The 12,839-nt window shown below is 71.0% G+C and carries 18 protein-coding genes; 11 read left to right on the forward strand and 7 right to left on the reverse strand.

Annotated features, from left to right (window positions below):
- Window positions 1-21 precede the first annotated feature (21 nt).
- On the reverse strand, window positions 22-1,074 hold the full coding sequence (locus FBY40_RS02935) for an alcohol dehydrogenase catalytic domain-containing protein (protein ID WP_141936273.1): 1,053 nt from the start codon (window positions 1,072-1,074) through the stop codon (window positions 22-24).
- Between the two features lie 42 nt (window positions 1,075-1,116).
- Here FBY40_RS02935 and FBY40_RS02940 point away from each other — a divergent pair, with 42 nt between their 5' ends.
- Genes FBY40_RS02940 through FBY40_RS02960 form a run of 5 tightly spaced genes read left to right on the forward strand, consistent with a single transcriptional unit; the run spans window position 1,117 to window position 4,154 of the window.
- On the forward strand, window positions 1,117-2,022 hold the full coding sequence (locus tag FBY40_RS02940; RefSeq protein WP_235014492.1) for a metal-dependent hydrolase: 906 nt from the start codon (window positions 1,117-1,119) through the stop codon (window positions 2,020-2,022).
- A gap of 27 nt (window positions 2,023-2,049) precedes the next feature.
- Window positions 2,050-2,475, forward strand: coding sequence for a DUF2256 and DUF3253 domain-containing protein (locus FBY40_RS02945; RefSeq protein WP_141936275.1), 426 nt, complete (start codon window positions 2,050-2,052; stop codon window positions 2,473-2,475).
- Entirely contained in the window at window positions 2,472-3,068 is a 597-nt protein-coding gene (locus FBY40_RS02950; protein WP_141936276.1) for a DUF1349 domain-containing protein, read from the forward strand. Before FBY40_RS02945 ends, FBY40_RS02950 begins: the two co-directional genes overlap by 4 nt.
- Before the next feature lie 40 nt (window positions 3,069-3,108).
- Complete coding sequence (locus FBY40_RS02955; protein ID WP_124291946.1) at window positions 3,109-3,306, forward strand: hypothetical protein; 198 nt, start codon at window positions 3,109-3,111, stop codon at window positions 3,304-3,306.
- Between the two features lie 5 nt (window positions 3,307-3,311).
- The gene (locus tag FBY40_RS02960) at window positions 3,312-4,154 is read left to right on the forward strand and encodes an endonuclease/exonuclease/phosphatase family protein (protein ID WP_141936279.1); all 843 of its coding nucleotides are present in this window, start codon (window positions 3,312-3,314) and stop codon (window positions 4,152-4,154) included.
- A 42-nt stretch (window positions 4,155-4,196) separates the two neighbouring features.
- Here the strand turns inward: FBY40_RS02960 and FBY40_RS02965 are convergent, their stop codons facing one another.
- The 5 genes from FBY40_RS02965 to FBY40_RS02985 form a co-directional block, all read right to left on the reverse strand.
- Window positions 4,197-4,547, reverse strand: a complete 351-nt coding sequence (locus tag FBY40_RS02965; RefSeq protein WP_141936281.1) for a DUF6510 family protein — start codon at window positions 4,545-4,547, stop codon at window positions 4,197-4,199.
- The gene (locus FBY40_RS02970; RefSeq protein ID WP_141936283.1) at window positions 4,544-5,263 is read right to left on the reverse strand and encodes a ferredoxin reductase; all 720 of its coding nucleotides are present in this window, start codon (window positions 5,261-5,263) and stop codon (window positions 4,544-4,546) included. Before FBY40_RS02970 ends, FBY40_RS02965 begins: the two co-directional genes overlap by 4 nt.
- Complete coding sequence (locus FBY40_RS02975; protein ID WP_141936285.1) at window positions 5,260-5,853, reverse strand: sulfite oxidase-like oxidoreductase; 594 nt, start codon at window positions 5,851-5,853, stop codon at window positions 5,260-5,262. The genes FBY40_RS02970 and FBY40_RS02975 overlap by 4 nt, the downstream gene beginning before the upstream one ends.
- 208 nt (window positions 5,854-6,061) lie before the next feature.
- On the reverse strand, window positions 6,062-7,297 hold the full coding sequence (locus tag FBY40_RS02980; RefSeq protein WP_141936287.1) for an RNA polymerase sigma factor: 1,236 nt from the start codon (window positions 7,295-7,297) through the stop codon (window positions 6,062-6,064).
- Window positions 7,294-7,716, reverse strand: a complete 423-nt coding sequence (locus tag FBY40_RS02985) for a YciI family protein (RefSeq protein ID WP_124291940.1) — start codon at window positions 7,714-7,716, stop codon at window positions 7,294-7,296. Before FBY40_RS02985 ends, FBY40_RS02980 begins: the two co-directional genes overlap by 4 nt.
- Before the next feature lie 163 nt (window positions 7,717-7,879).
- Here FBY40_RS02985 and FBY40_RS02990 point away from each other — a divergent pair, with 163 nt between their 5' ends.
- Window positions 7,880-8,668, forward strand: coding sequence for a bestrophin-like domain (locus FBY40_RS02990; RefSeq protein ID WP_235014495.1), 789 nt, complete (start codon window positions 7,880-7,882; stop codon window positions 8,666-8,668).
- Window positions 8,669-8,735: 67 nt separating this feature from the next.
- Window positions 8,736-9,371 (forward strand): DUF1016 N-terminal domain-containing protein, encoded by a 636-nt coding sequence (locus FBY40_RS02995; protein ID WP_141936291.1) that lies wholly within the window; start codon window positions 8,736-8,738, stop codon window positions 9,369-9,371.
- Between the two features lie 4 nt (window positions 9,372-9,375).
- Here the strand turns inward: FBY40_RS02995 and FBY40_RS03000 are convergent, their stop codons facing one another.
- Window positions 9,376-10,224: an SDR family NAD(P)-dependent oxidoreductase gene (locus tag FBY40_RS03000; RefSeq protein ID WP_141936293.1), complete on the reverse strand. Its 849-nt coding sequence runs from the start codon at window positions 10,222-10,224 to the stop codon at window positions 9,376-9,378.
- 112 nt (window positions 10,225-10,336) lie between these two features.
- Here FBY40_RS03000 and FBY40_RS03005 point away from each other — a divergent pair, with 112 nt between their 5' ends.
- From FBY40_RS03005 to FBY40_RS03020, 4 genes are all read left to right on the forward strand, one after another.
- The gene (locus FBY40_RS03005; RefSeq protein ID WP_141936294.1) at window positions 10,337-10,903 is read left to right on the forward strand and encodes an NADPH-dependent FMN reductase; all 567 of its coding nucleotides are present in this window, start codon (window positions 10,337-10,339) and stop codon (window positions 10,901-10,903) included.
- Between the two features lie 92 nt (window positions 10,904-10,995).
- Window positions 10,996-11,628: a TetR/AcrR family transcriptional regulator gene (locus FBY40_RS03010; protein WP_141936296.1), complete on the forward strand. Its 633-nt coding sequence runs from the start codon at window positions 10,996-10,998 to the stop codon at window positions 11,626-11,628.
- Between the two features lie 37 nt (window positions 11,629-11,665).
- Window positions 11,666-11,914 (forward strand): hypothetical protein, encoded by a 249-nt coding sequence (locus FBY40_RS03015; RefSeq protein ID WP_141936298.1) that lies wholly within the window; start codon window positions 11,666-11,668, stop codon window positions 11,912-11,914.
- Entirely contained in the window at window positions 11,911-12,804 is an 894-nt protein-coding gene (locus FBY40_RS03020) for an aminoglycoside phosphotransferase family protein (protein WP_235014498.1), read from the forward strand. The genes FBY40_RS03015 and FBY40_RS03020 overlap by 4 nt, the downstream gene beginning before the upstream one ends.
- The last annotated feature ends 35 nt before the right edge of the window (window positions 12,805-12,839 follow it).

Raw genomic sequence — 12,839 nt, forward strand, 5'->3', positions numbered from 1 at the left:
TCCCCCTCCGTCGGAGCGATCCTAGGGGAGCCCGCGGTGCGGGTCGATCATCGTCATGCCCGCCGGCGCGGCGGTGTCGAACCGGGGGAGGAGAGCGGATGCCTCGTCGAGGCCGATCACGCGCTCGATGAGGTCGTGCGGGCGGAGCCGCCCCGAGGCGACGAGCCTCATCATCGCCGGGTAGTCCATCGCCGCCATCCCGTGGCTGCCGAGGATGTCGAGCTCCCATGCGATCGCGCGCGCCATGGGGACGGGGGAGCGGCCGTCGTCCGTCGGAAGCAGACCGATCTGCACGTGGCGTCCACGACGGCGAAGGCTCAGCACCGCGTCCGCGGCGGTCTGAGCGCTGCCGACGGCGTCGACCGAGACGTGCGAACCGCCGCCGGTCAGCTCACGGACGACATCGGAGACGGCAGGCCCGCCGGGTTCTGCGACGACGACGCCGGCGGCGCCGAGCCGGCTCGCGAGCTCGAGCGCGCGGGGGTTGGTGTCGACGGCGATCACCCTCGCGCCCAGGGCGACCGCGATCATCACGACGCTGAGTCCCACGCCACCGGCGCCCACGACGGTGACCCACTCCCCGGGGGCGACGCGGGCCCGGGCGGTGAGCGCCCGGAAGGCGGTCGCGAAACGGCAGCCGAGCGCCGCGGCCGCCTCGAACGACACCGCATCGGGGAGGGCGACGAGATTCGTGTCGGCGGCGTGGAGCGCCACCTTCTCGGCGAAGGATCCCCAGTGGGTGAAGCCCGGCTGCTGCTGATCCGGACACACCTGGGCATCGCCCGCCCGGCACCACGGGCACACTCCGCACCCGCAGACGAAGGGCACGGTGACGCGGTCGCCGACACGGAAGCGGGCGACGCCGGCTCCGACCTCGGAAACCACGCCCGCCAGCTCGTGGCCCGGCACATGGGGGAAGACGATGTCGTCGTGACCGGCCCACGCGTGCCAGTCGCTGCGGCACACCCCGGTGGCGCGGACGTCGACGACCACCCCACCCTCCGGTGCGACGGGCTCGACGACGTCGACCACGGCGGGTATGCCACGGACAGCATGGATGACGACGGCGCGCACAGGGCGAATCTACCCGCCGCGTCCGCCGTCTAGGGTGGGCTCGTGACAGAGCCTCACGCCACCCTCCCCGCCTCCATCGGCTTCCCCGACACCGACACCGTCGTGACGTACCCCCAGGGTGCGACCTCGAGCACGGGTCGCGTCCTGCACATCGACGACCTCGGCGAGGGGCGCTCCGCCGTTCTCCTCGACGTCACGTGCGTGCATCCCGTCACCGCGGCCTGGCCCGATCAGCCCGCCGACCGCGCGACCCTCGAGGCCGCAGGGCAGACGTTCCCCGTCGTCGACGCGGTGGTCGGTGGCATCCAGGACGGTCGCCTCTTCCTCGGGTCCGACCTGCCCGTGCGGATCGGGACGGAGGGCTGGGTCTTCGTCGTCGCGCACATCGTCGAGGGCTCGGCGCCCGCGGTGGGCGCCGAGGTGGACGCGGTCGTCGATGCCGATCATCGCGCCGCGCTCTCCTCCGGACACACCGTCTGCCACCTCGCCTCCCTCGCCCTGAATGCCGCCCTCGCGGGGGCGTGGACGAAGGACGTCATGAGGGATGCGCTCGGCCACCCCAACTTCGACGCACTGGCGATCCAGACGAGCCGCATCCATCCCGAGGGTTCGGTGGACGTCTACCGGGTCGGCAAGTCGTTGCGGCGGAAGGGTTTCTCCGCCGCCGGGCTCGATGACCTCCCCGCGATCGAATCGCACGCGAACATGCTGCTCGCGGAATGGGTCGCCTCCGACGCCGCCGTCCGCATCGAGCGCGACGGAGACGGACTGTCGTCGCGCCGCGCCTGGGTGTGCGAGCTCCCGGACGCCACGGTCGAGATCCCCTGCGGCGGCACCCACGCCTCGCGCCTCGGCGCCTTCTCGTCGGTGTCGGTGGCCCTCGAAGCCCGCGACGTCGAGGGAGCCCGCGAGATCACGATGACGACGACGGGTCGTCCGGCCCTCTGACCCTCTCTCGCGCGGCACCATGGAGACATGGGTCGCGCACGGAGAGGTTCGGATGCCGCCGAGCCGCGGCATCCGAAGATCTGCGCGTCCTGCGGTCGCACCATGGAGTACCGCGCCCGATGGGCGGCGAACTGGGACACGGTGAAGTACTGCTCCGATGCGTGCCGCCGCCGCGGTGTGACGCCCATCGACCGTGAGCTCGAGGCGTCGATCCGGCAGACGCTCGCGTCGCGTACGGCGACCTCGTCGATGTGTCCGTCCGAAGCGGCGAAGGCCGTCGGCGGCGAGGAATGGCGTGAGCTGATGGAGCCCGCGCGGCGGGCCGCGCGGCGCCTCGTCGCGGCAGGTGAAGTGGAGATCACCCAGGGCGGCCGTGTGGTCGACCCGTCGACGGCGAAGGGGCCGATCCGCATCCGGCGCAGCCCCGCCTCCGGTGCGACGATGGAGGCATGAGCACCTCGATCTCTCCCCGCCGTCTCGATTGGTCCGAGGGGCGTTGGACCCACGACCCCGTTTCCGCCGAACGGCGCGGTGACGACCTGGTCGTCACGGCCGTCGAAGGCAGCGACGCCTGGCTGCGCACCGCGTACGGCTTCGAGCACGCCTCCGAGCACGGGCTCATCGCCCCGTTCCCCGTCGGCTCGGCGATGGAAGTCGAATTCACGGCCGATTTCACCGAGCAGTTCGATCAGGCCGGGATCTTCGTGCGGATCGACGAGGAGCGCTGGATCAAGAGCGGTGTGGAGTTCTGCGATGGTGAGCTCGGTGCGGGCGCCGTCGTCACCGACCGGCGTTCGGACTGGTCGGTCGGTGCCGTGCCCGGGTGGAGCGGCCATCGCCTGGTCATCCGGGTGAGCCGGGGTGACGACGCGATCACGGTGCGCGGCGGTGTGGCCGGCGAGCCGATGCGGCTGCTGCGGCTGGCGCCGTTCGACGGCGCCGCCGAGGCATCGGCGGGTCCGCTCGTCGCCGCGCCGTCTCGCGCCGGACTGACCGTGGTGTTCCACTCCTGGCGGCTGACCGAAGCGGACGCGTCGATCCACTGATCCGGCCCTCCCGCCCGCCGCGCGGGCGTACGCTCTGAGCATGATCGAGCTGTTGGCACTCGGAGGCATCGCCGCCGGTGTCACGGCGGTGGCGTTGTGGGTCACCCGGCCTCGACGCAAGACGTCGACGCCGCATGACGACACGCTCCGGGTCGGGCAGGCCGCGACTCCGTCTCCGTACGAAGCGGCCCGTCGCGCAGAGGGAAAGGCCGCCTGGACCCGCATCTCGGGCGCCTGAAAGGGATGTCGTCCCCCCTGATCGGACCCGTGGCGCCGCCCGCCCTGCACGTCATGACCTTCAACATCCGCCGTCGGCTTTCTCCGACGCTGCGGCGCGTGGACCGGTGGAGTCACCGGCGAGCCGCGGTCGCCGCACTGCTGGGAGCGGAACGGCCCCACGTCCTGGGTGTGCAGGAGGCTCTCCCCGACCAGGCGCGCGACGTCCATGCCGCGCTCGGCCCGGGTTACGTGGCGATCGGTCACGGACGACGCCGGGATGGCGGGGGAGAAGCCTGCCCGCTCTTCTTCGACGCCGACCGCCTCGAGCTCGAGAGCTGGCGGCAGATCGCCCTGTCGGACCATCCGGATGAGCCCGGATCGCGTTCGTGGGGCAACAGGGTGCCCCGCGTCGCGGTCATCGCGCGGCTGCCCGACCGGGCGACATCCGCGGCGTTCGTCGTGGTGAACACGCACTTCGACCACATCTCCCGGACGGCGAGGCGTCGCTCGGCCGAGGCCCTCCGTCTGCTCGTCGCCGAGGCGGCGCTCCCGGGCGTGGTGATGGGCGACCTCAACTCCGGGGAGGGGACGGTGCCGATCAGGGAGCTGCTGCGGGATGCGGCGCTGCGAGACGCCTGGGCGGTCGCCGACGAGCGGGTCACGCCCGAATGGGGCACCTTCCCGAACTACGGTGATCCCCGCGTGGGCCGGAAGCGCATCGACTGGATCGTCGTCACACGCGACATCGAGGTCGAGCGCGTCGCGATCAACCCGTCGGCCCCGCAGGGCCGCCGGCCCTCGGACCACCTGCCGGTCCAGGCCGTGCTGCGGCTACCCGAGCGACGCGCCGATCACACCCTGGACTGAGCGGCGGCGTCGTCGCGGGCATGCCGGTCGCGAGCGGGCGGGTCACCCGGCCGGATGCCGCTCCGCGTCGTCCGGCGAACGCCGAAGACCGCAGCCCCCGGCGATGAGCAGCGAGGGGCCGTCGCCGCCCCGCATCAGCGTCCACAGGGTGTGCGTGCACGACCGGCATCGCACGATGAACGCGTCGCGGTCGGCCTCGACCCGCCATTCCGCGAGCGGTGCCGCGCGGTGGCATCCGCCGCACTCGACGATCAGCATGCTCAGGTCACCCGCGAGGAGATCCTCCAGGGCGCCCACTACGGCGTTTCCGTCGACGACGTGCGCCGTGTGAGGGTCGTCCCGGCCGGGGTGTGTGGCGTGGGCGACGCGGGTGGGGTCGTCGGACATCGTCATCCTCCGAATCGTTCGGTGCGCACGCGCGCCGGGTCATGACCGGCGGCGACCATCGCGTCCGCCGCGGCTTCCACGAAGCGGGTCGGTCCACAGATGAAGGTGAGCGGATGCCGCGCGGGCGGCCATGTCGCCGCGGCGACCCGGTCGGGCGTCAACCGGCCGACGGGCTCCGGCCAGCCCTCGGGGGCGGCGCGGGTGTACGCCCACGTGAGGTCCAGGGAGCGACCGGCGAGGTCGAGGATCTCGTCGCGGTAGAGGGCGTCGTCGGGGCTGCGCACCGAGTAGAGCAGGCGGAAGGGCACGGGGCTTTCCGACCGGTCGTGCGCTCGCGCCATCGCGAGGAGGGGCACGATCCCCGATCCGCCCGCAACGAGCTGCACCGGGTCGGGGTCGGACTCATGCCACACGAAGTATGCGCCGAGTGGGCCTTTCACCTCGAGCATGTCGCCGACCTCGGCCACGTCGACCAGGTAGGGCGAGACCTCCCCGTCGGGCACGGTGTCCACCGCGAGTTCGACGCGTTCGCCCGGCCCTGACGAGGCGATCGAGTACGACCGCTCGGCCTGGTAGCCGTCTTCCGCGGTGAGGCGGATGTCGAGGTGCTGGCCCGGATCGTTGCCGGGCCAGCCGGGGACGTCGAGGGTGAGGACGCGCGCGTGGCTCGTGGTCGGCCGGACCGCGGCGATGCGCGCGGCGAGCCACCCGGTCGTCCTCACCAGTACCGCTCCTCCAGCCAGGGGTCGCCGCGCAGGTGATAGCCGTTCTGCTCCCAGAACCCGGGATCGTCGTGCTGCTGCATGACGAGGCCCCGCACCCACTTGGCGCTCTTCCAGAAGTAGAGGTGCGGCACCAGGAGGCGGGCGGGGCCTCCGTGCTCGGGGTCGAGCGGCTCGCCGTCGAACTCGTACGCGATCCAGGCCTTGCCGTCGAGCAGATCCTCGAGGGGCACGTTCGTGGTGTACCCGCCGTAGGAGTGGGCCATGACGTAGTCGAAGCTCGTCTCGACCTCTTCGAAGAGCGTGTCGAGGGCGACGCCTCGCCACGAGGTGCCGAGCTTCGACCATCGCGTGACGCAGTGGATGTCGGTCGACACCTCCTCCGACGGCAGAGCGGTGAATTCGTCCCAGCTCCACCGCGCCGTCTCACCGGTCTCGGTGCGGATGGAGAACGACCATTCCGAAAGCGGAATGCGCGGCGTGGGGCCTGCGGAGAGGACGGGGAAGTCGGTGGTGAGGTACTGGCCGGGCGGAAGATCCGGGTCGGCGTCACGCCGACGCGAGCCGAATCCGCGGGTGAACTGGGCCATCGGAACCTGCTTTCGCGAGGGTGGTGCCGAATCGGGGTGTGACGCTCTGCCGCGAGCCTAGGGCGCGGGCGCCCGCCGCTCAACCGCTTCCGCGGGTCGCCGCCGCGGCGGGGAGCCCTCAACTCCTGCAGAATCGAGCGCAGGGGCCGACAGCAAGGCTTTTCCGGGCTTTTCGCCTCGGTAGTGCAGGAGTGAGGGACGACGCGGATCAGCCGCCGACGGCGGCGGCCTTCGCCCGCAGCACAGCCGCCTCGCGCTCGTTGCCCGTCAGTGCCGCCGCGGCCAGGAGCTCGGCGCGGGCCTCCTCCGCCCGGCCGAGCTGGGCGAGCAGCTCGCCGCGCACGCTCGGGATGAGGTGCGAGCCGCGCAGCGCGCCCTTCGCGACAAGCCGGTCGACCATCGTCAGCGCCGTGCCCGGCCCGACGGACATCGAGACGGCGACCGCGTGATTGAGGTCGACCACCGGGCTGGGGGCGATCCGGCCCAGCGCCTCGTACAGCACGACGATCTCCTCCCAGTCGGTCTCGGCGAAGGTCGGGGCGGTCGCGTGCTGCTCGGCGATCGCCGCCTGCAAGGCGTACGCGCCCCGTCCGCGCCCGACGGCGTCGGCTCGCGCGAGCGCGGCGCGCCCCCGCTCGATCTGGGCACGGTCCCACCGGGCCCGGTCCTGATCCGCCAGCAGCACGGGCTGCCCCCCGGCATCCGTCCGCGCCCCGAACCGTGAGGCCTGGAGCTCCATCACTGCCAGCAGGGCGCACGCGTCGGCCTCGCGCGGCATCAATCCGGCGAGCATGCGACCGAGCCGCAACGCCTCATCGGCCAGGTCGGCGCGCACCCACCGGTCACCGCTCGTGGCGGCATACCCCTCGGTGAAGATCAGATACACCACGCTCAGAACGGTCTGCAGCCGAGCCGGCCACTCCGCAGGATCAGGCGTCTCGAACGGTACCTTCGCGGCCTGGAGGGTCTTTTTCGCCCGGGTGATGCGCGCCTGCACCGTCGGCACGGGCACCAGCAGCATCCGCGCGATCTCGACGGTCGTGAGCCCTCCGACGACCCGCAGGGTGAGGGCGACCTGCGATTCCCGCGAGAGCGCCGGGTGGCACGCGGTGAACACCAGCCGCAGCACATCGTCGTCGATCGGTTCCCACGCGTCCTCGGCCAATTCCGAGAGGTCGTGCGCCATGGCGCGGTGGCGCTCATCGAGCGCCGACCGGCGTCGCCAGGCGTCCACCGCTCGCCGCTTCGCGACCGCCGTCAGCCACGCACCCGGGTTGTCGGGCACGCCGTGCTCGCGCCACGAGCCCAGGGCCTCGACGATCGCTTCCTGCGCGACATCCTCGGCGAGGACGACGTCGCCGGTCGCCTTCGCCACCGCGGCGACGATACGCGCACCCTCCATGCGCCACACGGCCTCCAGCACGCGGCGCGGATCGGCGCTCATTCGGTGCCGAGCTCCTCGCGCCAGCCCTTCTCCTTCTGGATGTACTCGTTGTCGGCGTAGTCCGCGAAGTCGGACTCGTCGGTCATCCGGCGCACCTCGATCTTGTTGCCGGGGCCGAGGGGGGCCTTCTTCGCCCACTCGACGGCCTCCTCCTGCGACCCGACCTGGATCGTCCAGAAGCCGTTGAAAAGCTCGTGCACCTCGCCGTAGGGCCCGTCGGTCACGATGGGCGCTTCGCCGGTGAACTCCACCACCGACCCCTGCGCCGCATCGGTCAGACCGTCGCCGCCGAGAAGCACCCCGGCCTTCATCATCGACTCGTTGTAGGCGCCCATCGCGTTGATGATCGCCTCGAAGTCCATGTCTTCGTAGTTCTCCACCGAACCGCTGTTGCGCATGATGAGCATGTACTTGGCCATGAAAATCTCCGTTTCGTTCGGGGAGGAGGGCCCTCCCACTATCGCGTCGAACCGGGCGGAGCGGAATCGACATCGCCGGCGAGAAAGATTTCGGATGCCGCGACGGCGAGCCGCGGCATCCGCTTCCCGTGCGCCGGACCCACCTGCGGGCACAATGCCATTCATGTGGCTCTACCAGCTGCCGGTCGGGGTCGCGCTGCCCGGTTTCGTCATCCTCTTCGTCGCGGCGTCGCTGCTGATCGTCATCGCGCTGCGTCGCTGGGTGCCGGGCGACAAGAAGCAGATGCGCGAGTGGGACCGGATCCTCGCCTACGTGATGGCGACCTTCGGCGTGCTCTACGGCGTGACCCTCGCGCTCATCGCCGCCGCCTCGTACGAGAACTACCGCGGCGTCGAGGAGATCGTGATGGATGAGGCATCGGCGGTCGCGGTGCTCTATCGCGACACGGCCGGATTCCCCGAGCCCGAGCGGGGGGAGCTCCAGGCGCTGATCGTCTCGTACGTCGACCACGTCCGGGAGGTGGATTGGGAGGCGCAGCGCGAGGGACGGATCCCCTCGCAGTCTGTGGCGGAAGTCGCCGCGATCGAAGAGGTTCTCTTCTCGTTCGAGCCCGAGGGTGAGGGGGAGGCGAACGTCCATGCGGCGGCGATCTGGTCGTTCAACGAGTTCATGTCGGCGCGAAGCGCGCGGATCGGGGTGATCGGGCTGGAGCTCCCCGGCATCCTGTGGTTCGTCCTGTACTCGGGCGCGGCGATCACGGCGGTGCTGATCGGGATGATCCAGATGGGACGGCTGCGTACTCACCTCGTCATGGCGGCGGTGCTCGCGTCGTACGTGGCCATCGTCATCTTCACCATCGCGAGCTTCGATCACCCCTACATGGGGCCGGTCGCGGTCGACACGGAGTACTTCGAGGAGGTGCAGGAGTGGCTCTTCGACCGCGCGGATTGATCGCTGTCGGAGACCTCCTCGGGCGCCGATCTGTCGTGATCGCACCGTTGTGCGACATGCTGACGTGATGAGCGAGGATGCCCAGGCCGCGACCGAAGACGGTGCCGTCGAAAGCGTCGCGGTCGAGAACACCGTGGAGACGCTGGTCGGCCAGGTCAAGGCCGCGCGTCACACCCTCCAGCGCCGCGCGAATGCGGAGGTGATCGGCCTGTACTGGCAGATCGGCGCGACCATCCTCGCGCAGGAGAATGCCGCCGAAGACCAGGATGCCGCGCTGGAGGCGCTCGCGCACCGGCTCCGTCACACCTACCCGACCATGACGAGCCTCACGGTCGAGGGCCTTCGTCGCATGCGCGACTTCGCCGCCTCGTGGCCCCCGCGCGGCGGGATCGTTCAGCAGCCGGTCGGACAGCTGCCGTGGGGTCATGTCGTCGAGCTGCTCACCCGCCTCGAAGATCAGCGTCTTCGCGAGTGGTACGCCGGAAAGGCCGTGCAGCACACCTGGAGCCGCACCGAGCTGATCGGCCACATCGACGCGGCCCGGCACGAGCACGACACCGACGCGCCGCAGAACTTCGCCGCGGCGCTGCGTCGCGTCGACTCCGCCCTCGCCGAGCAGCTGAGCGCCGACCCCGACACCGTCGGCTTCCTCGCCGTGGGGATCGACCTCGATCGCGCAGCCCGCCTCCCCGTGGCGGAGTGAGCCGTCAGTCGCCGCCGCGTCCGGTGAAGGCGTCCATCGACGAATAGACGCGGAACACCCGGCCCGCGATGGCATCCCAGGCCCTCGTCGGCAGCACGCCGCGGAGGGCCATCGCGAGCTTCACAGTCCAGGGGCGCAGCACCATCGGCGTGCCGCGGCGCATTCCACGCCAGGCGGCCGCGGTCGCCTGGACCGGGGTCATGATGGGGGTCAGCAGGGGCCCGCGGGCGCCGGCGAACATGCCGGTCGACACGTAGCTCGGGCAGAAGGTCGTCACCGCGATGTGGCGGTGACCGGCGGCGGCGAGCTCCAGCCGCACCGACTCGCTCCACCCGATCATCGCCCACTTCGACGCGGCGTACACGCTCATGCGCGGGTTGGCGAGGGTCCCGGCGGCCGAGGCGATGTTGAGGATGCGCTTCGGCCGCGAGCGGTCGGCGATCATGTGGGGGAGCACCTCCCGGGTGAGCCACATCGCCGCGAGCGTGTTGACCCGCATCGTCGCCTCGATGCCACGGACGGGGTCGTGCTCCCAGAACGGCGCCCCACGGACGATGCCGGCGTTGTTGATCAGGATGTCGGGTGCCCCGACGTCGTCGCGCACACGCGCGACCCCGTCGCGGATCGACTCCGGCTGCGAGACGTCGACGGCGTAGGCGCGCACGTCCACGCCCGACCGACCGAGGTCGGCCGCCAGTGCGGTCGCCCGCTCCTCATCGATGTCCCACAGCGCCACGTCGCGGGCGCCGGCGGCGACCGCTCGCCGCGCGTACAACTCACCCATCCCCCGCGCGCCGCCGGTGATGAGCACGACGGCGCCGCGCACCGGATCGACGTCGTTGGTTCGCTTCATCGCGTCCTCTCCTCGGCTGTGCCACAGGCACAATTCCCGGCCGTCGTCCAGGCCTGGAGCCGCACCTGGTCTGCGTGCCATCATCGCGCAACCCCAAGGGCGAGGAGACATCATGTCCACGTATCAGGTCGGCTACTTCATCGGCAGCCTCTCGTCGACATCCATCAACCGGGTGCTGTCGAAGGCGCTCATCCGCCTCGCGCCCGACGATCTCGAATTCACCGAGATCCCCATCGGCGACCTTCCGCTCTACAGCCCCGACTTCGACAGCGACTTCCCGGCCGAGGCGCGGGCGCTGAAGGAGGCGATCGGTGCCTCGGAGGCCCTGATGTTCGTCACGCCCGAGTACAACCGCAGCATCCCCGGTGCGCTGAAGAACGCCATCGACTGGGCGTCACGGCCGTGGGGCGAGAACTCGTTCGAGCACATCCCGGCGGCAGTGGTCGGGGCGTCGGTCGGGCAGATCGGCACCGCCGTGGCTCAGCAGAGCCTCCGCGGAGTCCTCAGCTACTGCAACGCGAGGCAGATGACCGCCCCCGAGGCCTACATCCAGTTCTCCGACGAGGTCTTCGGCCCCGACGGCGAGGTGCGCGCCGAGGATACCGAGACCTTCCTGCGCGACTTCATGAGCGAGTTCCGCGACCACATCGAGAGGGTGCTCACCGTCCTTCCCCGCTGACCTCCGCGGTACCGGAAGCTCTCGACGCGCCGAGCCGACCGGCAGGACCCCGTCGAGTCGCTACGGTCGGAGTGACGAAGGAGCCGCAGACCATGTCGACCACCCCGCCCGCCCGCCCCGCCCCCCGGCGGAAGGATGCTGTCGAGAAGACCCGCGCCATCGAGCGAGCGGCGACCGATCTCGTCCTCGAGCGCGGCTACGAGGCGGTGACGGTCGACATGATCTGCGAGCTGGCCGGAGTGAGCCAGCGCACCTTCTTCAACCATTTCAAGACGAAGGATGCGGCTCTGCTCGGCGTGGATCCGCCGACGATCGACGAGCGCGCGGCGCGCGAGTTCATCGTCTCCACCGGGCCACTGCTGGCGGGCGCCGCACAGCTCATCAAAGTCGACCCCGGGGGGCTCGACGCCGACCCCGCGCAGCTGGCGCGGCGCATCCGCGCCATCGGGAGCAACCCGATGCTGATCACCCGCCAGCTGGAGCGGATCGAGGCCGTCGAGGCGGAGGTCCGCGAGATCCTGATCCTGCGGTTGAAGAACCAGTACCCCGACGACGATCCCGCGGAGCGCGAACGGCAGGCGGGGCTCATCGTGTCACTCGTCGCGGGGCTGATGCGCTTCATCGGGCGCAGCTGGGCGGCCGAGGCCGCAGCCGGCGGCATCCCCGACATCGATCCCGCCGCGATCGAGAGGCTGCTTCACCGGGTTCTCCCCAAGCTCGGATGACCGGACGCCCGCGGGTCGCGAGCGTAGGGTGAGGGGTATGCCCCACCCCGAGCCCCGCCCCGCGCGAAAGCCCCTCCGGGAGCGGATGCGCGAGGAGGGCGGCTGGTTCAACTGGATGAACGCCGTGCTCATCCGCAAGGCCGGGCCCGCGGCGGTCGGGCCCTACGACACCGAGCCCGAGCCCGAGCGCACCGAGCGGCCCTGCCCCCTCTGCGGTGCGCCCATGTCGCAGCACACATTCGACCGCACCGGCCCCCGGCCGCGCATGTTCTGCCCGCAGCAGTGACCGGGGCTCATCCGATCGGCGACATCGATGCATCGCGAATCGACGAATACCTTGTCCGGACGCTGATCGCCGAGCAGTTCCCCGCGTGGCTCGACCTTCCGGTGCGCGGCGTGCCCTACGGCGGGAACGACCACCGCATGTTCCGCCTCGGAGATGCACTCTCGGTCCGCCTGCCCTCGGCGCCCGGATACGTCCCGCAGGTTGCGAAGGAGCAACGGTGGCTGCCGCACCTCTCGCGGTCGTTGCCGCTCCCGATCCCCACCCTGCACGGCATCGGACGCCCCTCCCGCGCCTTCCCGGGTCCGTGGTCGGTCTACGGCTGGATCGAGGGCGATCCGGCCGCCGTCGTCGAGATCGATGACACCCGGGAGTTCGCGGCCGACCTCGCCGCCTTTCTCGTCGCCCTTCGCGCCGTGGACGCCGCCGGTGGCCCGGCCCCCGGCCTGCACAGCGGATACCGCGGTGGTCCCCTGGCGCACTACGACGACGAGATGGCGGCGATCGTCCATCGTGTCTCCGGCCGGGAGCGCGACCTCGCCGAGGGGATCTGGCGCGACGCCTGTGCCGCCGTCTTCGACGGGCCGCCGGTGTGGGTGCACGGCGATGTGTCCATCAACAACCTGCTGGTCCGCAGTGGACGGCTCGGCGCAGTGGTGGACTTCGGATGCAGCGCCGTCGGCGATCCCGCCTGCGACACCGTCATCGAGTGGACCTTCTTCGACGGGGTCGCGGCGGCACTCTTCCGCCGTGATCTCGCCGTCGACGACGGAACGTGGGCTCGTGGACGCGGCTGGGCGCTGTGGAAGGCGCTTCTCATGATCGAGAGCCCGAGTCCCGCGGAGGTCACGCAGGCCCGACGCGTGCTGGACCGTCTCTTCGGGGAGGCGTGAGCCCGCGGCATCCGCTTCTCTCGCCGGTGAAGCAT

The organism is Microbacterium sp. SLBN-154, assembly GCF_006715565.1.
Lineage (GTDB): Bacteria > Actinomycetota > Actinomycetes > Actinomycetales > Microbacteriaceae > Microbacterium.